The sequence below is a fragment of the Gordonia oleivorans genome (assembly GCF_040044975.1).
In the GTDB taxonomy this organism is placed as follows: Bacteria; Actinomycetota; Actinomycetes; order Mycobacteriales; family Mycobacteriaceae; genus Gordonia; species Gordonia oleivorans.
Genome location: NZ_JBDZDI010000004.1, coordinates 1 through 22,184 on the forward strand (window position 1 = coordinate 1; position 22,184 = coordinate 22,184).

Genomic DNA, 22,184 nt, shown 5'->3' on the forward strand with positions numbered 1-22,184 from the left:
GACGAGGTTGCGGATGAGGCGCAGTTGGGTCATCACCTCGGTGGCGTGCCGGTCGGTCAGCGACTTCTGGTCGATGCTCGGTTCGGTGAGGTTGTCGATGATGACGTCGAGAATCTCGGCGAGGTCGTGGTCGCTCATTCGTCCCCCTGTGTGAGTGCCGCTGCCATCTAGTGTAGCCGATAATCAGTTCGTCATGGGGTGAATCATGAGGTGAATGTGTAACGGTTGCAAGGCATTTCGTACCTTCAGTGAACAGTTTCCCCTGGGGTGAACTGTGGTGAACGTACGCCCCTGTGGTGAACAGAATTCACACGGGCGCGCATGTACGCCCCTCCGACGAAGCCCCGACCCGATCAACAACTCAGCGCGCGGTGCGCAGGCCCGCCGAGAGTCGCTCGAGAACCATTCGCGCGGTGAGTAATTCAGCTTCAGAGAGGGATGAATCCGCGGAAGCCTGGTCGAGAGCACCGGTCAGTCGCCGCCGCCAGAAGTCGTGGAGTCGCGCGATCGAGGTCTCGGCTCGTCGTGTCGCATACAACCGCACCGACCGCGCGTCGTCGGGATCGGGACTGCGTCGCACCATGTCCTTGGCCTCCAGTGAACGCAGCACGGCCGAGAAGTTGCTGCGCTTGAGGCCCGTCGCCGTGGCCCCCTCGGCGGGACACGTCCCGGGATTGTGATGAATCCAGCGCATCACCAGGACTTCGCTGCCATTGAGCGGAACGACCCCACTGACTCCGGCCGGCCCATGGGGTTCGATCTCTCGTGCCACCCGCAGAACCACCTCGGCGATATCGACGAGAAGGTTCACGCTCAACCCGGCGTCGCCCATCGACCCCGCAGCAGGGCCGTACGATTCGACATCACTCATTTGGATATGATCTCATAACTATATGACCTCGTCGACCACCGCGTCCGTGACCAGCGAACCGCGCACCGAGCGAGCGATCACCGGTCCGCTGCTGCTGGTACTCGCGCTGCTGTCGGCGGTCGCACCCTTCGCCACCGACCTGTACCTGCCCGCATTCCCCGAGATGACCGGCGAATTGTCGGCCTCGGCGACCGCCATCCAGCTGACGCTGACCGCCTTTCTGGTCGGCGTGACGACCGGGCAGTTGGCGTTCGGCCCGCTGTCGGATCGGTTCGGTCGTCGCGGTCCCCTGCTGTTCGGCGCAGCACTGTGCGTGGCCGCCGGCATCGTCGCGGTGATCGCGCCGTCGGTGGGCGTCCTGGTGGCCGCACGCTTCGCGCAGGGATTCGGCGGTGCGGCCGGAATGGTGATCGGCCGGGCGATCATCTCCGACCTGGCAGCCGGCCGGGCCGCGGCACGGGCGTTCAGCCTGATGATGATCGTCGGTGGCGTGGCCCCTGTCCTCGCACCACTGCTGGGCGGATTCCTGGTGAACCCGATCGGCTGGCGCGGGATTCTCGGTGTGGTACTGGGCATTTCGGTCCTCATGCTGGTGTCGATCATCGGCGTCGTCCGCGAGACACTGCCCCCGGACCGACGTCGGCGCGATGCCGCGGCCACCACCGCCACGGCCGCCGCCGCGGCCTCACCGCGTGAGCTGCTCCGGCCGGGATTCCTCGGCTACGCCGGCACATTCGCGTTCTCGTTCGCGGTCATGATGGCCTACATCTCCGCGTCGCCGTTCGTCTATCAGGACATGATCGGACTCAGCAGCGGCGGCTACGGGCTGGCATTCGGCGCCAACGCGCTCGCCCTGATGGCCATCAGTGCACTGGCCGCACGACTGGTCGCCACCCGCCAGGTCCGCCACCTGGTCGGCATCGGACTATCGGTGATGTCGTTGGCGGTCATCACCTTCGGGATTCTCGTCGTCACCGCCGCACCGGCGATGTGGCTGGCCGTGCCACTGTTCGTGATGGTCGGGAGCCTCGGCATGATCTTCGGCAACGCGACCGCCCTGGCGATGTCGGCGGTCGGCTCGCACGCCGGCAGCGCCTCGGCGGTGCTCGGCGCGCTGCAATTCGGTCTCGGCGCACTGGTGTCCCCACTGGTCAGCATCCAGGGCCCGGACACCGCCGCCCCACTGGCCGTGGTCATGCTGATCGCCGCCGTGATCGCGATCGCTTCCTTCCTCGCCGCCGGACGCGGGAGGCCGACACCGGTCCCCGAACCCGTCTGACACGGACAGATCCGGGCCGACCCCGCTACTCCCACCCGGCATCGTGGACGAGGATCGCCACCTGAACCCGGTTCGCGACACCGAGTTTCGCGAAGATGTGGGTGATGTGTGCCTTGACCGTCGCCACGCTCATGTAGAGCGCCGCCGCGATCTCCGCATTCGATGCCCCCTTGGCCAACCAGATCGCCACGGTCCGTTCCCGTTCGGTCAGCGAGTCGAGGTTCGCCCGGGCCCGGACCGTGCCCGCGCGGTCGGGGGAATCCACCACCTGCTTGATCAACGCCGCCGTGACCGACGGACTGAGTGCGGGCTGACCGGCGAGCACATCGGCGATCGCCGCGACGATCTTCTCCGGCGGGGTGTCCTTCAGCAGGAATCCGTCGGCGCCGACGGTCAACGCACGCATCACATAGTCGTCGGCGTCGAAGGTGGTCAGCACGATGACCGCGGGCGGTGCCTCGAGTTCCTTGAGCGCCGCGGTGGCCGCGATCCCGTCCATCACCGGCATCCGCAGATCCATCAGCACCAGATCCACCGGATCGGCGGCGAAGACCTCCAGTGCCGCACGACCATCGGGTGCCTCGGCCACGATCGACAACGCCGGATCGCCACCGAGCAACAACTTCAGCCCCGATCGGACCAGTGGATCGTCGTCGACGATCATCAGACGTGCCATGGCGGTCACCACTCCCTCACTCGGGCGCACCCGTGCCGGGCAGCCACACATGCAGAATGAACATCCCGTCGTCGGTGCGCGTCGTCGAGTGCCGACCGCCGCTGAGTTCCACTCGTTCGGCGACACCGATCAGCCCGAGACCCGAACGCGGCAGGGCCGCGGGGACACCGCCGATCGGCAACGGATTGACCACGAGCAGATCCACACCCGACTCGCGGCCCGCCTCGATCCGCACGGTCACCGCCGACGACGGAGCGTGCTTACGCGCGTTGGTCAACCCCTCCTGCACACAGCGATACAGGGTTCGCACGGTGCTCGCCGGCATCTCGTCGAGATCCGCTGTGCGCGTGTAGGTCACCCGAATACCGGTGTCGTCGGCCGCTGCGACGAGATCATCGATCTCGGCCGGACCCACCTGCGGCTGCTCCGGATCGGCGTCACCCGGACCCTCACGCAGCACGCCGAGCACCTCACGCAGTTCGGTCAGCGCGAGCCGGGAATTCTCCTCGATGGTCCTCGCGGTGTCGGCCACCTCGTCCGAGCTCAGATCGGTACGGTAGGCCAACGCCCCGGCGAACATGCTGACGGTCGAAATCCGATGCGCCAGAACATCATGCATCTCCCGTGCGATACGCGCCCGCTCCACCGAGCGCGCCTGGGCGACCTTGGCCTGCTGCTCCTGTTCGGCGAGCATCGCCCGAGATCGCCAGGTGGCCAGCAGTTCTCGACGCGATCCGATGTACATACCCCAGGCCACCATGACCGCGGTGATGGCGGTGAGGAACACCAGCAGCACCAGAAGGGGTTCTCTCGCACCGCCATCGCTCGACGTCCGGAAGATCTCCTCGGACATCAGCCCGCAGACCAGACCCAGCACGGCCTGCGGGATGATCTCCCGCCAGCGCCGCCGCGTCGACAGCGACACCAGGGCGAGCGCACCGGCACCGGTCGAACTCAGTGACACCGCACCACACAGGGTGGTGAACGTGCACACCAGAACCGGGTGCGAGCGCCGCCACCAGGTGGCCACGTAACTCGCCACGCCGAGTCCGAGGTCCACCGCCAACCACCACGTGGTACCGCCCAATCCGGTGTCGGCCCGTGAGCTCACCACCAGGCCCGAGATCGCCAGCATGAGCAGCAGACGCCAGATGTGACTCCACCACGTCAGTGGTGGTTGATAGTCCTCGGGGCGCACCCCCTCACCGTAGTGGGGGGCAACCCTGATCCGCGTCCCACCGGCGGCCACCGTGCATCCGACTTTGGTCGTAGACCGATCCCGGCCTCATGCCCGATGCACACGACCATTCGTCACGCCGACGATGGGACACATGATCACCGTCACCGAACTCACCAAGCGATACGGCGAGTACACCGCCGTCGACAACGTCACCTTCACCTGCCGATCGGGGCAGGTCACCGGCTTCCTGGGCCCCAACGGCGCAGGGAAATCGACCACCATGCGCGTGATGACCGGGCTCACTCCCGCGACGTCGGGCACCGCACTCATCGACGGGGTCGCCTACCGCGACATCCCGAATCCGGCTGCCGAGGTCGGCGTCCTGCTCGACGCGTCCGCCCAGCATGCCGGGCGTACCGGCGACGAGATCCTCCGCCTCGCGGCCATGACCATCGGCGCACCCCGCAGCCGGGTCGACGACATGCTCGAACTCGTCGGCCTCACCCCGGACGAGGCGGGACGACGCGTCCGGAACTACTCCCTGGGCATGCGTCAGCGTCTCGGTCTGGCCAACGCGTTGATGGGTGACCCGCGCATCCTGATCCTCGACGAACCCGCCAACGGTCTCGACCCCGCCGGCATCCACTGGATGCGGTCACTGCTGCGCAACTATGCCGATCGTGGTGGCACCGTCCTGTTGTCGTCTCACCTGCTCCACGAGATCGAGATCATCGCCGACGACCTCGTCGTCATCGGCAACGGCCATATCGTCGCCCAGGGCACCAAGTCGGAGTTGCTCGCCGGCACCGGCACCGTCGTCGCCTCCACCGACGACCGAACGCTGGCCGACGCGCTCGATCGCGCCGGCCTCACCGTCACGCGGACCGCGACCGGTGGCCTGTCCGTGGACGCCGAACCCGTCGACGTCGGACGCATCGCCGCCGAATGCTCCATCGCGCTCACCGAGTTGCGGCGCGGCGACGGAGCACAACTCGAGGAGATGTTCTTGTCCCTGACCGCCGATACCCAACGCGAACAACGACTCACCGCAGGAGCCTTCTGATGACCACACTCACCGCATCCCCCACCACCACCGCGGCCGTCGCCGAACGGGCCACCGCCATCCCGATGAGCCGTCTGATTCGGGTCGAATTACGCAAGCTCGTCGACACCCGGGCGGGATTCTGGCTGGCCGCCTCCATCGGACTCGGCTCGGTGATCGTCATGGTCGCCATGCTGATCGCCAATCGCGACAACCCCGCGAACCTCACCTTCGGCCAGTTCTTCGGCATGATGAACATCCCGATCGGCATCATCCTGCCGGTTATGGCGATCCTGTTGGTCACCGGCGAGTGGAGCCAGCGGACCGCACTGACCACATTCACCATGGAGCCACGGCGGGAACGCATCGTCGTGGCGAAGTTGACCACGGCGCTCATCGCGGCCGTCGGGGCCGTCGCGGTGGCGCTGGCCATGGGCGCCCTCGGCAACGTGATCGCCACCGTCGCCCTGCCCGATCCGGCCGGCGCGTGGTCGTTCACCGCCGCCGGGCTCGTCAATTCCTTTGTCCTGCAACTGTTCGGTCTCCTCCTCGGTTTCGGTTTCGCCGCCCTGCTGCTCAGTACTCCCGGTGCGATCGTCGCGTACTTCGCACTGCCGACACTGTTCGCCCTGATCAGCCAGGTGGTCCCGTGGTTCGCCGACCATCTCGGCCAATGGATCGACGTGGCAGCCACCCAGGAGCCGTTCCAGACCGAGTTCTGGCCGACCGGCGGCGAGTGGGCCAAGATCGCGGTCTCCGCACTCCTCTGGATCGCCCTCCCCCTCGCGATCGGTGTCGCACGCATCCTGCGCAGTGAGATCAAGTAGATCTGCACCTGCAGATGACGGCGAAATGTCAGAGAATTCTTGATGTTTCGCTTGGCCTCCTCTCAGTGAGCGTCGGCAACGTGGTCTGGTGACCAGCGATCCTCATTCCGAGACCACCGGACCGATCACCACCGGACCGGGCACCACCGGACCGATCGGACCCGAGCCGACCATCCCGATTTCACAGGGCGCCCACCCCGGTCCGGCCGCCGACGTCCCGCCGGAGTGGCGCCGTCCGGGTACGCAGTGGACCGAGCCGTATCCTCCCGGCACCCATCAGGTGCCGGGAGGATACTCGCCGCCGCCGATGCCTCCGGTCACCGGAGTGCTGCCGCACCACACCGCTCCTGCACCCGTCGCGCAACGGAGATCGACGCTGAAACCGATCATCGCGACCGCCCTCATCGCCGGCCTCTTCGGCGGTGCGGTGGCGCTCGGGGGCGCGACGTTGATCGATCACACCACCACCGCGACACCACAACTGGGGACGGCGGCCACCGCTCCCGCGCAACCGTCACAACCGGGCTCGGTCACCTACGCGGCGGCTGCGGCCTCGAAGTTCACCGCGGACATCGCGGTGGCGACGGCGCAGGGCACCGCCATCGGCAGTGGCATCGTGTTGTCCTCCGACGGCTACGTCCTGACCAACAATCACGTCGTGAACGGTGTGGGCAGCGGCGCCCGGATACAGGTCACCACCGCCGATCAGAACACCAACGCGGCAACGATTGTCGGCACGTCACCGTCCTACGATCTCGCGGTCATCAAGCTGCAGAACGTATCCGGTCTCACCGCGGCACCGCTGGGCAGTTCGGCGAATCTCCAGGTCGGCGAGCAGGTCGTCGCCGTGGGCAGCCCCGAGAGCCTGTCGAACACGGTGACCTCCGGCATCATCAGCGCGCTGTCGCGGACGGTGACCGCCGGCGACGAGCAGGGTTCGCAGGTGACGGTGTACAACGGCCTGCAGACCGACACACCCATCAATCCGGGCAATTCCGGTGGGCCGCTGGTCAATCTGTCCGGACAGGTGATCGGCGTCAACTCGGCCGTCGACACCGGCCAGTCCTCACAGGGTGGCGTACAGGCATTCGGCCTCGGTTTCGCCATCCCCATCGACACCGCACGACGCGTCGCCAACGAACTACTCCAGGACGGGAAGGCCACCAAACCTGTTCTGGGCGTAACCGGTTCGATCAGCGACACACAGAACGCCGCCGCCGGCGGTGTGACCGGCGCGCAGGTGACCGGCGTGACCCGCGACGGCGCCGCGGCCGCGGCGGGTATCGGTGCCGGCGACGTCATCACCAAGGTCGGCGACGAAAAGGTCGACTCGTATGCCGATCTGATGGCCCAGGTCCTCACCCACACGCCCGGTGAGGCCGTCCCGGTGACCGTGTCCGGCAGCGGGGGCGAGCGCACCGTGTCGGTGACGCTCGGCAGCGCCGTCGACACCGAGCAGACCACGGTGCCCGGCAACGGCACACCCTGAGCGCCTCGAGACCCGAGGAACGAGCAGCCGTCACCGCAGAATGAATGTCAGTGCGGCGGTGACCACCTCGTCGAGGTCGTCACCGAGGTGCCCGCCGATCCACTGCTCGGCGAGTGCGGTCATCGCACCGGTGTACATCGCCGCCGCCACCCTGCCGCCCACGACATCCCGGCCCCGACCGCCCGAGATCTGCTGTCTGCTCAGCGTTTCCGCGAGCACCGAGGTCATCAGTAGTTCCTCGGTGGCCGCTCGGCGCTCCGCCAGCACCGGATTGGCCCGATCGTGGGTGAACAGAATGCGGCCACGGCGCACGTCCTGCGAGCAGAATCCGAGAACCGCACGGATTCCCGCGGCCGTGCGCGCCCGAGCCGAACGGCCGGCCGCCGTCACCGCGGCTGCCACCTCCTCGGCCAGATCCCGTGCGACATCGTCGTAGACCGCCCCGAGTAATTCGTCGACGCCGGTGAAACTCTCGTAGAAGTATCGCGTGTTGAAACCGCAGGCGCGGCAGACCGATCGCACCGACAGCACACCGGGGGTCTCGCCGCCGACCTCGGCAAACGCGGCATCGATGAGCCGGGCGCGCCGATCGGCACGCCGATCACTCAGGGGCACCCCCGCCCATCGGGTCGCATTCGCCATCGCATCACCGTACGACGGGATCGGCGGCCGGCGAAACCCTGGTCACGTCCGTGACCAGAATGTAGTCTGGGTACACCTGTGACCAGACTTTCTCACCCGGGAGGCCCTGCCGATGTCGTCGCTCGCCACATTGCCCCGCCGCCTCACGCCCACCGGCCCGCTGCGCCTGCCCGAGTTGCCGGTCGTGCCCGTCGGGTCGTTGGTCCCCCTGCCGCACCAACTCCTCGGACACTGGTTCAACCAGTTCTTCGATACCAATGTGCGCTCGAAGTTCTTCCGCGGCATGGTGTTCGATCAGCCCGCCGGCGATCCCGGGTGGTTCGGTCCGGACAGCGCCACGTGGTATGTCCACTCGCACACGCCGGCGTTGATCTTCGGCTTGCAGTGCGCGTCGTACCTCGAACGCCTCGATCCGAGCATCTACTGGATGGGAATGCACCATTCCCGACTCGTCGAGCAGTCCGATGACCCGGCAGCACTGCCACGTCTCGATCCCGACGGCGCGGCCACCCGACTCGGCCACTCGCTCGCCTTCTTCATCGGCACCGCGTACGGCACCACCGACACCGCCGAACGTCTGGCGCGAACCGTGCGCGCGATGCACCACACGATCAAGGGCACCCGGCCCGACGGCGCGGCCTACGACGCCGACGACCCGGACTGGTTGCGCTGGAACTATGCGACGGTCGTCTGGGGTATCGCCACCGCCCACGAGATCTATCACCCGCGCCCGTTGCGCGGCGACGACCTGGATCGGTACTACGCCGAGTTCGTGCGCGTCGGGCACGCGTTGGGCGCCACCGATCTGCCGACGACCAAGGCCGACACCCTCACGTGTCTGCGGGAATACCTTCCCCGACTGTCCCTCACCTACGGGGCCGCCATGGCGACCGGCAACAACGTCACCGATCCCACTCAGGCCGCCGTGGACTGGGCCATCCGCGACACCATGCCACGGTGGGCGGCCCAGTTGGTGATGCACCGGCCGCCGTCACCGATCGAACGGCGCGCGCGTCGCGCGATCGTGTGGAGTATGCTCAACGGTCTGCGGGCCACGATGGGCGACACCCCGGAGTTCGAGCAGGCCCGGCGGCGGGTGGCGGCCGGAACGACCGCCGACCACACCGAGCCCACGCACGTTCCCGGTAGCGACCTTCCACTGGATCGAACCGAGGTCGAGCGCCGCATCTCCGCCGCCCAGTTCTGAGGCGCCGGGCGATCAGGCCCGCGACAGCCGCTCGAATCGAGCCAGATGTGCGTCGGCGGAACCGAATTCGTACTCGATGACCGTCAGCCGACGGAAGTAATGACCCACCGCCAGTTCCTCGGTCATCCCCATTCCGCCGTGCAGTTGCACCGCGTTCTGGCCGATGAATCGTGCCGCCCGACTGATCGTGGCCTTGGCCGCCGACACCGCCGCCGCACGTTCGGCCGGTTCGGAATTCAGTGACAGGATCGCGAGATACTGTGCGGCAACGGCCTGTTCGAGTTCGATGTACATGTCCACCATGCGATGGGCCAGTGCCTGGAATCCGGCCAGGGGGCGGCCGAACTGCTGACGTTGCTTGGTGTACTCGACGGTGTCGGCCAGCACCTTGCGCATCAGCCCGACGGCCTCCGACACGACTGCCGCGGTGGCGGTGTCCCAGGCCTGCTCGAGCAGGCCCAGCGCCTCCTCGCCGGAGGCGATGAGCGCCGAATCCGGCAGGCGCACACCGTCGAGGGTGATGTCGGCGGCCTGCCGGTCGTCGACGGTGCGGAACGCGTGCAGTGTCAGACCGTCCGGCGTCGCGTCGCCGAGCGGGATCAACAACAGCGCGATGCCGTCGCGGTCGTCGGCCTCGCCGGCGGTGCGCGCGGTCAGGATCAGATGCCCGGCGATCGGGGCGGTGGTGACAACGGTCTTGGCGCCGTTGAGGATCCATTCGTCACCGGAGCGCTCGGCGGTGGTGGTGACGTGATGGAGCCGGCCACCCGATCCCTCCTCGAGGGCCGCGGTGGCGAGCAGTTCGCCGCCCTCGGCGACGGCGTGGGCCACCGCGAGGGCGCCTTCGTGTCCGGTCCGGGCCAGCAGGGCCGCGCCCAGCACCACGGTGTCGACGAACGGCTCGACGACCAGCGCATGGCCGAGCGCCTCGGTGACCACCATCAGTTCCTCGGGGCCGCCGTCGAAGCCACCGACCGACGACGGAAGGCAGGCGCCGACCACGCCGAGTTCGTCGACGAAGGAACGCCAGATCGCCGGCTGCCAGCCGTCGCCGACCTTCGCGGCCTTGCGGCTCTCGGTGAGGTCATATCGGGAGTCGAGAAATTTCGTGAGTCCGTCGGAGAGCAACTGCTGCTCGGCGGTGAGATCGAAGTCCATGGGTTCCTACTCGGTATCGGGCCGCGCGGCCGGTCAGAATTGGGGCAGGCCGAGAGCGGCCTTGGCGAGGATGTTGCGCTGAATCTCGTTGCTGCCGGCGTAGATCGAGCCGGCGCGATCGTTGAGGTACAGCAGCGGCGCGACCGCCTGCCACGTTTCGCCGGAGACGTATCCGTCGGCCGGAGGCACGTAGTCGGCGATCGGGCCGCCCGGCTTTGCCGCAACGGGCTGGTAGGCGCGACCGCGGGTTCCGGCCGCTTCCACGGCGAGGGTGGTGATCTCCTGGCTCAGTTCGGTGCCGAGCACCTTGAGCATCGACGAGATCGCACCCGGGTTGCGGCCGGCATTCATCTCCGCGAGGGCACGGAACTCGAGAATCTCGAGAACCTTGGCACGTGCCCGCGCATCGGAGATCTTCGCGGAGAACGCCGGATCGTCGGACAGCGGAACGCCGGCGGGCCCGATGACCGTCGCCGCGTGCTCGGTGAGGTTTTCCACCATCACCTGCAGGGCGGGTGCGGCCGCGCCGCCGCCACGCTCGAATACCAGCAGGTACTTGGCGACGGTCCAGCCGTCGTCGATCTTGCCGAGGACATTCTTCTTGGGCACGCGAACTCCGTCGAAGAAGACCTGCGCCTGCACCTTCTCACCGGAGGCCATCACCAAGGGCTGCACCTCGATGCCCGGCGAGTTCATGTCGATGAGGACGAAGGTGATGCCCTCCTGCTTCTTGCCGGTGCGGGAGGTGCGCACCAGGCAGAAGATCCAGTTCGCCTCTGCGGCATGGGTTGTCCAGATCTTCGAGCCGGTGCAGACGAGGTCGTCGCCGTCCTCGACGGCCGACATCGACAGCGACGCGAGGTCCGAGCCGGATTCGGGTTCGGAGTAGCCCTGGCAGAAGAACACCTCCCCGGTGAGGATGCCGGGCAGGAAGTAGTCCTTCTGCTCCTGGGTGCCGAAGGCGATGATCGCGTGGCTCACCATCCGGATACCCATCGGCGAGAGCGCGGGCGCACCGGCGAGCACCGATTCCCGGCTGAAGATGTAGTGCTGGGTCAGCGACCAGTCACAGCCGCCGTGCTCGACCGGCCATGCCGGAGCGGCCCACCCCCGCTTGTGCAGGATCGCCTGCCACTCCATCGACGCCTCGTGGTCGGTGTAGACGCTGGTGCGCAGGCGGCCCGCCTCCCGCAGCTCTCGCGTGAGTTCGGCGTCGAGGAATTCGCGCACCTCGTCGCGGAACGCGATGTCCGCGTCCGAGAAGTTCATGTCCATCGGTGTGCCACCTTGTCCGTGTCGGCCAGTATCCGTATCACATATATGATCGCACCCAATCTACGACATAGATCACTCCGCGTACACCGCGGGGCCGCCTCGCAGAGGCGATGCGCGCGAACTCAACTCCGCAGCGCCGTCGACGGTGGACGCCCGTACCGCCGTCGATACGCCGCCGCGAACCGGCTCGCGCTGCTGAACCCCCAGCGGGCCGCGATGTCGCTGACCGTTCCCGCGCCGGCCTCCACGTCGCGGTGCGCCCGCGCGAGCCGGATGTCACGCAGCGCCACCGTCGGACTCGCCCCGAGATGTTCGGCGAACGCCTCTTGCAGGCGCCGCACACTCGTCGGCGCCTGCGCGGCCATCTCCGCGAGGGTCCACGGATGCGCGGGGTCCGCTTCGAGGGCATCGAGGACACGTTTGACCGTGCGAGGGCGCAGCGGCCGCGCGGCGTCGACGGGTTCGGGACCCACCATCAGCAGGAAGGCCGCCGTGACCGCGGTCGCCAGTTGCGGACCGACCAGCGGATTCGCCAGCAGATCGACGGGTTCACGTTGCTGCGCCGACAACGCGGTCACCAGGTTGAGCCACGAGCGGCCCTCGTCGGTCCGCAGGTCGACCTGCTCGGGGAGGACCAGTCGTCCGCGCGAGCGCGCGGCGTGTACGCGGTCGGCCTCCCGTTCCAGATGAGCGGCGTCGAACTTCACACCGATCACGTCACAGTCGGCCGTCCAGCGACTGATCAGCGACGGCCGGCCCGCGGTGAACACCGTGCCCCGGCCGGGTGTCGAGACGATGTCGGTGACATCACCGCGCGACGCCCGCGACCGGGAATGCAGACGTCCCGACAGTGGGATGTTGACCTCGTAGGCACCCGGGTAGGCGCATTCGATCGCGACGTCGGTGCCCCAGGACAGACGGCCGATGGTCACCGCGCCGAGTTCGACGGTCTGCAGCGACAGGTCGACCTTTCCGTCGCCGTCAGGATCGGTGAGCTCGTGAGGGAAGTACGCAGCGGCGACCGCCCGGTGGGCGCTGTCCCAGTCACGGGTGGCGGAGCCGTCACCGTGAGCGCGTTCGGTGGACATCGAGTGCGGTCTTTCGGTCTGTTCTGGAGTCGGCGGGCTGAACCGACCCACACCTTGTCTACCTCACAGTCACCCGCGATAGCGATGCCCGTCACAATCTCGCCGCGCATTTCGTACCACCGCCGCGTGATCGGTGTCGTGGACCGACGCCGCACACCCCTACCGTCGGCGACACGTCATCAGCCCCCGACCTTGTGAGGACCCCGTCATGACCACGACGCTGACCTGGATCGACGAGATCACCATGACCGAACTCGAACGCAACCCGTACCCGGTGTACGAACGGCTGCGGGCCGAGGCACCGCTCGCCTACATCCCGGTGCTGGGCTCCTACGTCGCCAGCACCGCGGAGATCTGCCGGACGATCGCCACCAGCGATCGGTTCGAGGCGATCATCACCAAGGCCGGCGGCCGTACCTTCGGGCATCCCGCCGTCATCGGCGTCAACGGGCCGATCCACGCGGACCTCCGGTCGATGGTCGATCCGGCCTTGCAGCCGCAGGAGGTCGATCGGTGGATCGACGATCTGGTCCGTCCGATCGCGCGACGCTACCTCGAGCAGTTCGAGGATGTGGGCAGCGCCGAGTTGGTGGCCCAGTACTGCGAACCGGTGAGCGTTCGCGCCCTCGGTGACCTGCTCGGACTGCACGACGTCAGCTCCGACACGCTGCGCGAGTGGTTCCACAAATTGTCGCACTCGTTCACCAACGCCGGGGTCGACGAGAACGGCGAGTTCACCAACCCGGACGGATTCCGTGAGGGCGACGCGGCGAAGGCCGAGATCCGGGCGATCGTGGACCCCAAGATCGATCACTGGATCGCTCACCCCGACGACAGCGCGATCTCGCACTGGCTACACGACGGGATGCCCGACGGCCAGACCCGCGATCGCGACTACATCTACCCGACGCTGTATGTGTATCTGCTCGGCGCGATGCAGGAACCCGGCCACGCGATGGCCTCCACATTGGTCGGACTGTTCACCCGGCCCGATCAGATGGAGCAGGTCGTCGACGAGCCCGGTCTCATCCCGCGGGCGATCTCCGAGGGCATGCGCTGGACCTCCCCCATCTGGTCGGCGACCGCGCGGGTCGCGATCACCGACGTCGAGGTGGCCGGCGTCGAGTTGGCGGCGGGCACCGTGGTGCTGATGTCGTATGGGTCGGCCAATCACGACAGCGCCACCTACACCGCGCCGTCGGAGTACGACCTGTCGCGACCGCCGCTGCCGCACTTGGCCTTTGGTGCCGGAAACCACGCCTGCGCCGGCATCTACTTCGCCAATCACGTGTGCCGGATCGGTCTCGAGGAACTCTTCGAGTCCATCCCGAACCTCGAGCGTGACACGTCCTCCGACGTGGAGTTCTGGGGCTGGGGCTTCCGCGGACCGACCTCGTTGAACGTGGTGTGGGAGGCCTGAGATGGACCCTGTGACCCATCAGATCGTCGTCGACGGCGCGGTCGCCGGAGATGCCGAACGCTCGGTGGACTGCACCGAGGATCAGACCCTGCTCGACGCCTTTCTCCGCAACGGTGTCTACCTGCCGAACTCCTGCAATCAGGGCACCTGCGGAACCTGCAAGGTGCGACTGAGCACCGGGAGCGTCGACACGCCCGACATCCCCGACACCGTCCTCGGAGCCGACGACCGGGCCGCCGGATACGTTCTCGCGTGCCAGTCGCGGCCACGGTCGGCCGCCCGGATCGTCGTGGACACCGCAAGCGATTCCGTTCCGGCACACCGGCTTCGCGATGTGGACGGCACCGTCACGGCACTGCGGCACGTCGCCGAGGACACCGTGGCGATGCATCTGGAACTCGATGAGCCGCTGGAGTTCTCGGCCGGACAGTACGTCGAGGTGGAGATTCCGGGGACAGGTCACCTACGCCAGTATTCGATGGCCAACACACCATCGGAGAACTCGACGCTGGAGTTCCACATCCGGCGGGTGCCGGGCGGCGCGGCCACCGACAAGTGGATCTTCGCCGAGCTCGCGGTAAACCATCGCGTCCGGGTACGCGGCCCGTGGGGCGACTTCGTCCACGACGACACCACCGACGCACCGTTGGTCCTGGTGGCCGGCGGCACCGGCCTCGCACCCTTGAAAGCGATTGCGCGGCAGGCACTCATGATCAATCCCGACCACGAGATCCACGTGTATCACGGGGTTCGTCACCAGGGGGATCTCTACGACCTGGACTTCTGGGCGGAACTCACGCGGAACCATCCGCACGTGAGGTTCACCCCGTGCCTGAGTCGCGAGGAGTGGGACGGTCGGCGTGGCTACGTGGGAGATGCGCTGCTCGAGGACTTCGCATCGCTGCGGGGATATGTCGGTTACCTGTGTGGGCCGCCCGCGATGGTCGACGCGACGGTCAAGGTATGCAAGCGCCGCCGGATGGCGGGACGAAACATCAACCGGGAGCGGTATTCCGCTGCCGCCACCACACCCGAGTCGACGGAACTCACCGCCTGATCCGCGACGCTCGCTACCCTGGCACCGTGGATGTACTACGCAGCGTCATAGTCCTGGTGCACATCATCGGCTTCGCCGTGACCTTCGGCGCACTGGTCGCCGAGGCCGCGGCACGCCGGTTCCGCTTCACCCGCGTGATGGATTACGGACTGCTGGTGTCGCTGCTGACCGGCATCGTCCTGGCCGCGCCCTGGCCGGCGGACTTCGAGCCGAATTACACGAAGATCGGCGTCAAGCTGGTCATTCTGCTGATCCTCGGGGGTGTGCTGGGGATGGGCAGCGCACGTCAGCGCCGGACCGGGGAACCCGTTGCGCGTGCGCTGTTCGTCCTCGCGATGGTCCTGTCGGCGGGGGCAGCGGCGGTCGCGGTCATCTGGTGAGTGCGCCCGGTCACCACCGCAGGCGGTATCCGACCCGCACGCCGTCGGTCCCGGCACCGCGATCGAGCGCCAGAATCAGCACCACACAACCGATCCCGGAGATCAGCAGACTACTGCCGAACAACGCCGGATACCCCCACAGCTGACCGACGAGACCCGCGGCCAGGCCGGCCACACCCTGCACCACCACCACCGAACACGCGAGCAGCGTGTAATCGGCACCGGCGTGGGCACGTTCGGCCGCGTCCATCATCACCGTGAACACGGCGACGGTGGCCGCACCCCCGAAGATGTGCTCGGCCAGACTCGCCGCGACGATCAGCCCGAACCCGCCGACCCCGAGCGCCGCGGTCAGATAGAGCCCCAGGGCCACGGTCTGGGTGAGCCCACCGAGCAGCAATGCGGTCCGACGGCCGTACCGATAGGCGATCCAGCCACCGAGCGCCGCCCCCACCAGCGCACCCGCCGACGACAACACGCCCTTGACCAGGGCGATCTGCAGCAACGACATGCCGACGTCGGTCATGAACGGCCCGGTCAGCGCCGACCCCATCGAATCGCCGAACTTGTACGCCGCGATCAGCGCGATCAGGCCGACCACTCCCGGCCGCCGGAGGCGCTCCAGCCACGTTCCGGCCGTCCGCAGAAATGACGTCGGTCCCTCGTGGGATTCGCGGTGGTCGGAGACGCGCTCACGCGGCAACCACCAGACCGGGATGGTGCAGAGCACCAGGGCCAGTGCCATCGCCAGGAACAGCCCACGCCACCCCACCACCGCGTACAGATACAGCAGCCCACCTCCACCGGCGATCATGCCGATCCGGTAGGCACCCACCTGAATGCCGTTGCCCAGGCCCCGTTGCCGGGGACCCAGGCGCGTCACGGCCACGCCGTCGGTGGCGACGTCCTGGGTCGCCGAGAGGGTGTTGAGAACGGCGATCCCGACGAACAGCACCCCGTACCCGCCGACGACATCGAACGATGCCATCAGGCATGCGACTGCGGCACAAGCGAATTGAAGACTGAGCAGCCAGCGGCGCCGCGTGCCGTACCGGTCGACGAAGGGTGCCCAGAGAAACTTCAGCGCCCACGGCGCGAACAGCAGTCCGGTGGCGCTGATCTCGATGAGCGAGAAGCCGGATTCGCGCAGGACCACCGGCAGCGCCTGGGTGAAGAACCCGAACGGCAGCCCCTGCGCGAAGTACAACGCCGACAACACGCCCACGGTGACGGCGACCGCGGAGCGGCGGCGAGCGGTGGTCGTCACCGCCCCATGATGTCAGCGCATGTGAGTTCAGCGCACGTGAGGTCAGTGCCGAACGGTGACCACCCGAGCCGCACCGAACCCGTTGAACGCCGACGCGGTGACCGTCGTGTACGCCCCCATCATCGGGCTGATCACCAATTCACCGGCGGCCATCGGCGGCATCGGATGATCCACGACGATGACGTCGGTGCTGTCACAGGTGGGCCCGGCGAGTACCACCGGCGTGACGGCGTCGACACCGTCGAAGACCTCGGCGCCGGCGAGGATGGCCGGCCAGATCCGTTCGGTGAGAATGTTGGAATACGTGCCGTAGATCCCGTCGTCGAGGAAGTGCCAGCGCCGGCCCGCGCGGGTGGTCGACCCGATGACGCTGCTCAGCAACGTCATCGCCGGCGCGGCGAGCACCCGTCCGGGTTCGGCGATGATCCGGAAGTCGGTGCGCCGTGCGCCGAAGGCCGCGTCGATCGCCACCGCGAAATCGGCCAGCGAGTACGGCAACGCCGCCCGGTGGGCCACCGGGAAGCCACCGCCGATGTCGATCGTCGTCATGGACACGCCGGTGGCCGCGGTGACGGCGTCGACGATCTCGAGGGCGGCGGCGATCGCCACCGAGAACGCGGCCGGGTGCACGCATTGGCTGCCGACGTGGAAGCTCACCCCGGCCGGCCGCGCTCCGATGGTCAGGATGCGCTTGACCAGCGCGATCACCTCGTCGGGGGTGACACCGAACTTGGCGGAGAGATCGAGGTGTGCGGCGGGTACACCGGCGTCGCCGGTGTCCGGCGGCGCGAACCGCACGAGCAGCTCAGGGACGACCGGCAGCGCCGCGAACCGCTCGATCTGTTCCTCGGAATCGACCACGAAGGTCCGGATCCCGGCGGCGACGGCGTACTCGACGTCCGAGCGTGTCAGGTGGGGATTGGTCACGATGCAGCGGTCCGGTGCGATGCCCGACGTCACCGCCAGCGTCACCTCCGAGCGCGATGCGAGGTCGAATGCCGCCGAATGATCCCGCAACACCGACAACATTTCCCGGTGCGATTGGCACTTCACCGCGAAATGCCATTCGATGTCGGGCATCAGGGAGCGCAGCTCGCAGATGACGTCGCCGACCGCAGCCGGGTCGAACACCAGCAGCGGGGTGCCGTGCTCGGCGACGAGGCGCGACCAGTCGTGGCGAGCGGCGTTATCGGCCAGCGTCCTCGCCAGCTGCCGGCGATACCGTGAGTCCATGTGGGTGTCCTTCCGGGGTTGCGTCGTAGCGCACGACACGAGAACGATTCAGTTCGTAGGAGACAATGGCGCAGGCGTAGAAGATGCTGTCCGACAACAGCTTTCCGACGACCCAGCCGAGTACGGTCCAGCCGGCCGAACCCGACGACGCCGAGCCGGCCAGCAACAGCGGCAGCAGATAGTAGGCAAGGGGACGGATGATCACCGAGTCGACGATCTCCCCCGGCCCGAACTCGATGAGGATGCTGCGCAACGACCATCCGTTCGCGGCGAGGATCCCGACACCCTGTGCCCGATAGGCACGGACCGCCCGCACATAGTTGGTGGCGTAGTAGCCCACCGTGGCACTGATCGTGGCCGCGACCGCGGCCGCCACCAGCGACCCGGTCGCCAGGTAGACCAGCGCCGCGCCCCCGAGTTCGGCTGCGGTGCCGATGATCTCACCGGGTAGATACCGTGTGCACCACTCGAGGGCCTTGTGCCGCCATCTCTGTTCGGACATGGGACAACCGTCGCGGCTGCGACGGGAATCGGCACGAGTAGACCGCTACCCGTCCGGGGCGAGCCGAAGCCGTGCGCGTCGCATCCACTACCTCATCGGCGCGTCACCGAAGGTCGGGTACGCCGGTCCCATTACGGTGGTCGTCGTGGCCACGCCCAACCGCACCCGCGCACGCCGATACGCTCGACGCCGCAAACGCCGGATGGATGCCGTCGAGCACGACCTCACCGCGGCGCAGTGGCAGCGGCTGACGTCGCTGTGGGACGGGTGCGCCTACTGCGGACGGACGGGGACACCCTTGCAGAAGGATTGCGTGTTGCCGATCTCCCGAGGCGGGCGGTACACGGTGACCAACGTGGTGCCGAGTTGCCGATCGTGCAATGCCGGCAAGTGCAATCTCGAGGTCACCGCCTGGATGCGCCGCAAGCGTCTGGACGAACGCCGGTTCCTGTCGCGTCATGCCGAGATCTGCGCGCTGATCGGCTCCGACGACGAGTGAGGGTTTCGCTCACGAGACCCCCATCACCGGAGTCGATGGATGATACTTCTGGCGGCAACACGCCGAGCCCGTGACGAAAAGGAATCTTCATGCAGACCGACCGGACCGACGCACCGGCCCCGGTGAGCGCCGAACGACGACTCAGTGCCGTCCTCGCGTTGATCGCCGGCGCGGCGCTCATCGTCGTGACCGTGGTGTTCCTGTTCCACCACGGCGTGTACTTCGTGCTCGGACTGCTCGGTCTGGCGATCGCCGCCGCGGGCGCCTGGTTCGCGATCACCGAACGCGCCCGGCGACGGATCATCGGTTCGTCCGTGGCGATCCTCGGATTGGCGGTCGTCATCATCGCGTTGGTGCTCGCCATCGTCGACACCGGACGCTTCGTCATCATGGCCTTCGTCGCGCTCGGACTCTTCGCGGTGACCACCGCCTGCGCCCGGCACGCGCTGACACCGCACCTGCATGAACTCGACCGGCTGCACCAACCGTTGCGGCCACGCCATCCGGTGCTGATCTGCAATCCCAAGTCCGGCGGCGGCAAGGTCGAGCGTTTCGGTCTCGTCGAGCAGGCGCGCGGCATGGGGGTGGAGACGATCGTCCTGGCGCCGGGCGACGATCTCGAACAACTCGCCCGTGATGCGATCGCCCGGGGTGCCGATTGTCTGGGGATGGCCGGTGGCGACGGTTCGCAGGCGCTGGTGTGCTCGGTGGCCGTCGAACACGACGTCCCGTTCGTGTGCGTGAGCGCGGGAACACGCAATCACTTCGCCCTCGATCTCGGCCTCGACCGACTCGATCCGCGCACGAATCTGACGGCGTTCGTCGACGGGGTGCAACGGCACGTCGACTACGCGACGGTCAACGACCGCGTCTTCGTCAACAACGTCTCGCTCGGCGTGTACGCCACGATCGTGCAGCAGGACTCCTACCGCAACGAGAAGGCCCAGACCACCGCGGCCATGCTGCCCGAACTCCTCGGCAGCACGGCGCAACCCTTCGATCTGCAGTTCCGCACCCCGGACGGCCGTGACATCGACGGGTCCTTCCTGATCCTGGTGTCCAACAATCCGTACTCGGGTGCGCTGTTCGACGCCGGGAGCCGCCGACGGATGGACACCGGCACCCTCGGGGTGGTCGCCGTCTCGGCACAGACCGGCGCCGACGCCGCCCGCCTGGTCGCACTGTCGGCGGTGGGTCTGCGCAAGACCAGCCCGGCATGGCACGAGTTCACCACCGACGAGTTCGAGGTGCGCGCCCGAGGCGGCCAGGCGTATGCGGGAATCGACGGCGAGGCACTCGATCTCGCCACTCCCCTGGTGTTCCGGAGTCATCACCGCGGTCTGCGTCTGTTGGTGCCCGCCGACAATCCGCTGGCCGAGTCGCGCCGCCGGGCCCGTAACGTGGATCTGCGGGCGATCGTCCAGATCGCGGTGCAGCACAGCGCCGTTCGCTGATCCGCCTCAATCGACCGGGCGCGCGGCCCGGACCGCGAAGACGGGGTAGTCCGCGCTGATCGACTCGAAGTCGGCGACAGGTTGTGTGTAGGCCACCGGTATGTGGGGACGCGCTCCGGGCACCTGCTGCAGGTAGGCCTTGAGCAGGGGTGGGCGCGCCGCCACCGGAACCTCCGCCAGGTGCACCTGACGTCGCCCGCGTCTCTCGATGATCGCGTCACCGTTGTTGGCGCGGACGTTGCGCACCCAGTTGCAGTCGTTGCCCAGCATCGCGCCCAGATAGTCCTGCCCGTCGACGGTGGCCATTCCGAGAGGAAACCGGGTGGGATTCCCGGTCTTTCGGCCGGGCACCTCCAGCGTCACCCAGCGTCGGCCCGGCATGAGGCCCTTGCCGAACGCCCACGCCCAGACCCGGGCGAACCGTCGTGCGGTGCCATTGCCCTTGCCGCCGGCATACATCGCGCGCAACGCGTCGCCACGGCGGGTGACGAGCGCGCGGACCGCCCGGTCGAACGTCATGCCGCCGAGTGTAGTGCGCCGGTGTGGACCGGCCAGCGTATCCGATAGCCTCCCCATCATGGCCCCGTCCGCTCCCCTGCCGGTCCGCGACGGTGTCGGTCCCACGCGTCTGCGCGTCCCGACGTCGGGACCGTGGTCGACGATCGCCGACTTCGTCGTCGAGCGGTTCGAGCACCTCGACGCCGACGACCTACGCCGACGATTCGACGCCGGCGAGATCGTCGACGACGACGGAACGCCGATCACACGCGAGACCCCGCTGGGCACAATCGAATTCCTCTGGTACTACCGACAACTGCCGGCCGAGGAGCCGGTGCCGTTTCACGAGCAGATCCTGTATGTCGACGACGATCTCGTCGTCATCGACAAACCACACTTCCTGCCGACCACACCGGGCGGCCGCTTCCTTCGGGAGTCGGCCCTCGTCCGACTGCGCATCCGCCTCGACAACCCCGACCTGACGCCCATCCATCGGCTCGATCGTGCGACGGCCGGGCTGGTGATGTTCTCGGCCCGGCCGGCGACACGCGGCGCCTACCAGTCGCTGTTCGAGAAGCGGGAGGTCGCCAAGGTCTACGAGGCGGTCTCGGGGCGGCCCGCCGCCTGGGACGCCGACCCGCCGATCCCGGCGCGATACGCCACTCCGTTCGTGTACCGCAACCACATCTGTTCGCGCCGTGGGGAACTGCGGGTGATCGTCGACGACGCACGAGAACCCAACGCGGAGACACTGATCGAGGTGCACGGTACCGGTACCAGCGCCTCGGGACGGGCCGTCGTCCACACGAGGCTGCGACCCCACACCGGACGGATGCATCAACTGCGCGTCCACCTCGCCGCTCTCGACCTGGGCATTCTCGGCGACCGCTGGTATCCGGACCTGCAACCCGAGGAGCCCGACGATCATCGGCTGCCCCTCCAATTGCTGGCCCGCGAACTGGGTTTCACCGATCCACTGACCGGACGAGGGCGCCGGTTCGTCACCCGCCGGACGCTGAGCGAGGTGCCCGTGCGACACGGCTGAGCCGACGGGTCGTTCATGCCGGGTGACGCATCGTCGATACTGAGAGTCCGTCAGCAGCGCACCGCGGGCGGTCGTGACCGCCGGTCGTCGTCGGT

At 67.7% G+C, this 22,184-nt stretch carries 22 protein-coding genes; 11 read left to right on the plus strand and 11 right to left on the minus strand.

The genetic code is table 11. The features are described from left to right. Nucleotides 1-361: 361 nt before the first annotated feature. Entirely contained in the window at nt 362-871 is a 510-nt protein-coding gene (locus ABLE92_RS08110; RefSeq protein WP_348804268.1) for a MarR family winged helix-turn-helix transcriptional regulator, read from the minus strand. 22 nt (nt 872-893) lie between these two features. Between ABLE92_RS08110 and ABLE92_RS08115 the strand changes: the two genes are divergently transcribed. Next, entirely contained in the window at nt 894-2,150 is a 1,257-nt protein-coding gene (locus ABLE92_RS08115) for a multidrug effflux MFS transporter (protein ID WP_348804269.1), read from the plus strand. Nucleotides 2,151-2,175: 25 nt separating this feature from the next. Here the strand turns inward: ABLE92_RS08115 and ABLE92_RS08120 are convergent, their stop codons facing one another. Continuing rightward, entirely contained in the window at nt 2,176-2,826 is a 651-nt protein-coding gene (locus ABLE92_RS08120; RefSeq protein WP_348804270.1) for a response regulator, read from the minus strand. Between the two features lie 16 nt (nt 2,827-2,842). Beyond that, nucleotides 2,843-4,024, minus strand: coding sequence for a sensor histidine kinase (locus tag ABLE92_RS08125; RefSeq protein ID WP_348804271.1), 1,182 nt, complete (start codon nt 4,022-4,024; stop codon nt 2,843-2,845). Between the two features lie 124 nt (nt 4,025-4,148). Here ABLE92_RS08125 and ABLE92_RS08130 point away from each other — a divergent pair, with 124 nt between their 5' ends. The 3 genes from ABLE92_RS08130 (at nt 4,149) to ABLE92_RS08140 (ending at nt 7,364) form a co-directional block, all read left to right on the plus strand. Beyond that, complete coding sequence (locus ABLE92_RS08130; protein ID WP_348804272.1) at nt 4,149-5,069, plus strand: ABC transporter ATP-binding protein; 921 nt, start codon at nt 4,149-4,151, stop codon at nt 5,067-5,069. Continuing rightward, nucleotides 5,069-5,875 carry an ABC transporter permease gene (locus tag ABLE92_RS08135; RefSeq protein WP_348804273.1) on the plus strand — a complete coding sequence of 269 codons (807 nt, stop codon included), beginning with the start codon at nt 5,069-5,071 and terminating at the stop codon, nt 5,873-5,875. Before ABLE92_RS08130 ends, ABLE92_RS08135 begins: the two co-directional genes overlap by 1 nt. 88 nt (nt 5,876-5,963) lie before the next feature. Then, nucleotides 5,964-7,364, plus strand: coding sequence for a S1C family serine protease (locus ABLE92_RS08140; RefSeq protein ID WP_348804274.1), 1,401 nt, complete (start codon nt 5,964-5,966; stop codon nt 7,362-7,364). A 30-nt stretch (nt 7,365-7,394) separates the two neighbouring features. Here the strand turns inward: ABLE92_RS08140 and ABLE92_RS08145 are convergent, their stop codons facing one another. Then, on the minus strand, nt 7,395-8,006 hold the full coding sequence (locus tag ABLE92_RS08145) for a TetR/AcrR family transcriptional regulator (protein WP_348804275.1): 612 nt from the start codon (nt 8,004-8,006) through the stop codon (nt 7,395-7,397). A gap of 112 nt (nt 8,007-8,118) precedes the next feature. Between ABLE92_RS08145 and ABLE92_RS08150 the strand changes: the two genes are divergently transcribed. Continuing rightward, nucleotides 8,119-9,213: an oxygenase MpaB family protein gene (locus ABLE92_RS08150; protein ID WP_348804276.1), complete on the plus strand. Its 1,095-nt coding sequence runs from the start codon at nt 8,119-8,121 to the stop codon at nt 9,211-9,213. Between the two features lie 12 nt (nt 9,214-9,225). Here ABLE92_RS08150 and ABLE92_RS08155 read toward each other — a convergent pair whose 3' ends face one another. The 3 genes from ABLE92_RS08155 to ABLE92_RS08165 form a co-directional block, all read right to left on the minus strand. After that, nucleotides 9,226-10,371, minus strand: coding sequence for an acyl-CoA dehydrogenase family protein (locus ABLE92_RS08155; protein WP_348804277.1), 1,146 nt, complete (start codon nt 10,369-10,371; stop codon nt 9,226-9,228). A 33-nt stretch (nt 10,372-10,404) separates the two neighbouring features. Beyond that, complete coding sequence (locus ABLE92_RS08160; protein WP_348804278.1) at nt 10,405-11,646, minus strand: acyl-CoA dehydrogenase family protein; 1,242 nt, start codon at nt 11,644-11,646, stop codon at nt 10,405-10,407. Between the two features lie 122 nt (nt 11,647-11,768). Continuing rightward, on the minus strand, nt 11,769-12,734 hold the full coding sequence (locus ABLE92_RS08165) for an AraC family transcriptional regulator (protein ID WP_348804279.1): 966 nt from the start codon (nt 12,732-12,734) through the stop codon (nt 11,769-11,771). A gap of 208 nt (nt 12,735-12,942) precedes the next feature. On the opposite strand from ABLE92_RS08165, the gene ABLE92_RS08170 reads away from it, so the two are divergent. From ABLE92_RS08170 to ABLE92_RS08180, 3 genes are read left to right on the plus strand one after another with little or no spacing between them, the layout of a single operon-like run. Continuing rightward, nucleotides 12,943-14,154: a cytochrome P450 gene (locus tag ABLE92_RS08170; protein ID WP_348804280.1), complete on the plus strand. Its 1,212-nt coding sequence runs from the start codon at nt 12,943-12,945 to the stop codon at nt 14,152-14,154. Between the two features lies 1 nt (nt 14,155). Further along, complete coding sequence (locus tag ABLE92_RS08175; protein ID WP_348804281.1) at nt 14,156-15,211, plus strand: 2Fe-2S iron-sulfur cluster-binding protein; 1,056 nt, start codon at nt 14,156-14,158, stop codon at nt 15,209-15,211. Nucleotides 15,212-15,237: 26 nt separating this feature from the next. Next, nucleotides 15,238-15,591, plus strand: a complete 354-nt coding sequence (locus ABLE92_RS08180) for a Fe-S protein (protein WP_348804282.1) — start codon at nt 15,238-15,240, stop codon at nt 15,589-15,591. Nucleotides 15,592-15,601: 10 nt separating this feature from the next. On the opposite strand, the gene ABLE92_RS08185 is transcribed toward ABLE92_RS08180, so the two are convergent. Genes ABLE92_RS08185 through ABLE92_RS08195 form a run of 3 tightly spaced genes read right to left on the minus strand, consistent with a single transcriptional unit; the run spans nt 15,602 to nt 18,593 of the window. Beyond that, complete coding sequence (locus ABLE92_RS08185) at nt 15,602-16,858, minus strand: MFS transporter (protein WP_348804283.1); 1,257 nt, start codon at nt 16,856-16,858, stop codon at nt 15,602-15,604. A gap of 42 nt (nt 16,859-16,900) precedes the next feature. Continuing rightward, the gene (locus ABLE92_RS08190) at nt 16,901-18,091 is read right to left on the minus strand and encodes a type III PLP-dependent enzyme domain-containing protein (protein ID WP_348804284.1); all 1,191 of its coding nucleotides are present in this window, start codon (nt 18,089-18,091) and stop codon (nt 16,901-16,903) included. After that, the gene (locus ABLE92_RS08195; protein WP_348804285.1) at nt 18,045-18,593 is read right to left on the minus strand and encodes a hypothetical protein; all 549 of its coding nucleotides are present in this window, start codon (nt 18,591-18,593) and stop codon (nt 18,045-18,047) included. Before ABLE92_RS08195 ends, ABLE92_RS08190 begins: the two co-directional genes overlap by 47 nt. 202 nt (nt 18,594-18,795) lie before the next feature. Between ABLE92_RS08195 and ABLE92_RS08200 the strand changes: the two genes are divergently transcribed. Beyond that, nucleotides 18,796-19,092, plus strand: coding sequence for an HNH endonuclease (locus tag ABLE92_RS08200; RefSeq protein ID WP_348804559.1), 297 nt, complete (start codon nt 18,796-18,798; stop codon nt 19,090-19,092). 89 nt (nt 19,093-19,181) lie between these two features. Beyond that, nucleotides 19,182-20,546, plus strand: coding sequence for a diacylglycerol/lipid kinase family protein (locus ABLE92_RS08205; RefSeq protein WP_348804286.1), 1,365 nt, complete (start codon nt 19,182-19,184; stop codon nt 20,544-20,546). Nucleotides 20,547-20,552: 6 nt separating this feature from the next. On the opposite strand, the gene ABLE92_RS08210 is transcribed toward ABLE92_RS08205, so the two are convergent. Beyond that, nucleotides 20,553-21,065, minus strand: a complete 513-nt coding sequence (locus ABLE92_RS08210; protein ID WP_348804287.1) for a nitroreductase/quinone reductase family protein — start codon at nt 21,063-21,065, stop codon at nt 20,553-20,555. Nucleotides 21,066-21,123: 58 nt separating this feature from the next. Here ABLE92_RS08210 and ABLE92_RS08215 point away from each other — a divergent pair, with 58 nt between their 5' ends. Next, nucleotides 21,124-22,089: a pseudouridine synthase gene (locus ABLE92_RS08215; RefSeq protein WP_348804288.1), complete on the plus strand. Its 966-nt coding sequence runs from the start codon at nt 21,124-21,126 to the stop codon at nt 22,087-22,089. The last annotated feature ends 95 nt before the right edge of the window (nt 22,090-22,184 follow it).

What these genes read in the sequence shown, in the direction of transcription:
- ABLE92_RS08110 (WP_348804268.1), bottom strand. Translation starts at nt 871, where the DNA reads ATGAGTGATGTCGAATCGTACGGCCCTGCTGCGGGGTCGATGGGCGAC.
- ABLE92_RS08115 (WP_348804269.1), top strand. Translation starts at nt 894, where the DNA reads ATGACCTCGTCGACCACCGCGTCCGTGACCAGCGAACCGCGCACCGAG.
- ABLE92_RS08120 (WP_348804270.1), bottom strand. Translation starts at nt 2,826, where the DNA reads ATGGCACGTCTGATGATCGTCGACGACGATCCACTGGTCCGATCGGGG.
- ABLE92_RS08130 (WP_348804272.1), top strand. Translation starts at nt 4,149, where the DNA reads ATGGGACACATGATCACCGTCACCGAACTCACCAAGCGATACGGCGAG.
- ABLE92_RS08135 (WP_348804273.1), top strand. Translation starts at nt 5,069, where the DNA reads ATGACCACACTCACCGCATCCCCCACCACCACCGCGGCCGTCGCCGAA.
- ABLE92_RS08145 (WP_348804275.1), bottom strand. Translation starts at nt 8,006, where the DNA reads ATGGCGAATGCGACCCGATGGGCGGGGGTGCCCCTGAGTGATCGGCGT.
- ABLE92_RS08150 (WP_348804276.1), top strand. Translation starts at nt 8,119, where the DNA reads ATGTCGTCGCTCGCCACATTGCCCCGCCGCCTCACGCCCACCGGCCCG.
- ABLE92_RS08155 (WP_348804277.1), bottom strand. Translation starts at nt 10,371, where the DNA reads ATGGACTTCGATCTCACCGCCGAGCAGCAGTTGCTCTCCGACGGACTC.
- ABLE92_RS08160 (WP_348804278.1), bottom strand. Translation starts at nt 11,646, where the DNA reads ATGGACATGAACTTCTCGGACGCGGACATCGCGTTCCGCGACGAGGTG.
- ABLE92_RS08165 (WP_348804279.1), bottom strand. Translation starts at nt 12,734, where the DNA reads ATGTCCACCGAACGCGCTCACGGTGACGGCTCCGCCACCCGTGACTGG.
- ABLE92_RS08170 (WP_348804280.1), top strand. Translation starts at nt 12,943, where the DNA reads ATGACCACGACGCTGACCTGGATCGACGAGATCACCATGACCGAACTC.
- ABLE92_RS08175 (WP_348804281.1), top strand. Translation starts at nt 14,156, where the DNA reads ATGGACCCTGTGACCCATCAGATCGTCGTCGACGGCGCGGTCGCCGGA.
- ABLE92_RS08190 (WP_348804284.1), bottom strand. Translation starts at nt 18,091, where the DNA reads ATGGACTCACGGTATCGCCGGCAGCTGGCGAGGACGCTGGCCGATAAC.
- ABLE92_RS08195 (WP_348804285.1), bottom strand. Translation starts at nt 18,593, where the DNA reads ATGTCCGAACAGAGATGGCGGCACAAGGCCCTCGAGTGGTGCACACGG.
- ABLE92_RS08200 (WP_348804559.1), top strand. Translation starts at nt 18,796, where the DNA reads ATGGATGCCGTCGAGCACGACCTCACCGCGGCGCAGTGGCAGCGGCTG.
- ABLE92_RS08205 (WP_348804286.1), top strand. Translation starts at nt 19,182, where the DNA reads ATGCAGACCGACCGGACCGACGCACCGGCCCCGGTGAGCGCCGAACGA.
- ABLE92_RS08210 (WP_348804287.1), bottom strand. Translation starts at nt 21,065, where the DNA reads ATGACGTTCGACCGGGCGGTCCGCGCGCTCGTCACCCGCCGTGGCGAC.
- ABLE92_RS08215 (WP_348804288.1), top strand. Translation starts at nt 21,124, where the DNA reads ATGGCCCCGTCCGCTCCCCTGCCGGTCCGCGACGGTGTCGGTCCCACG.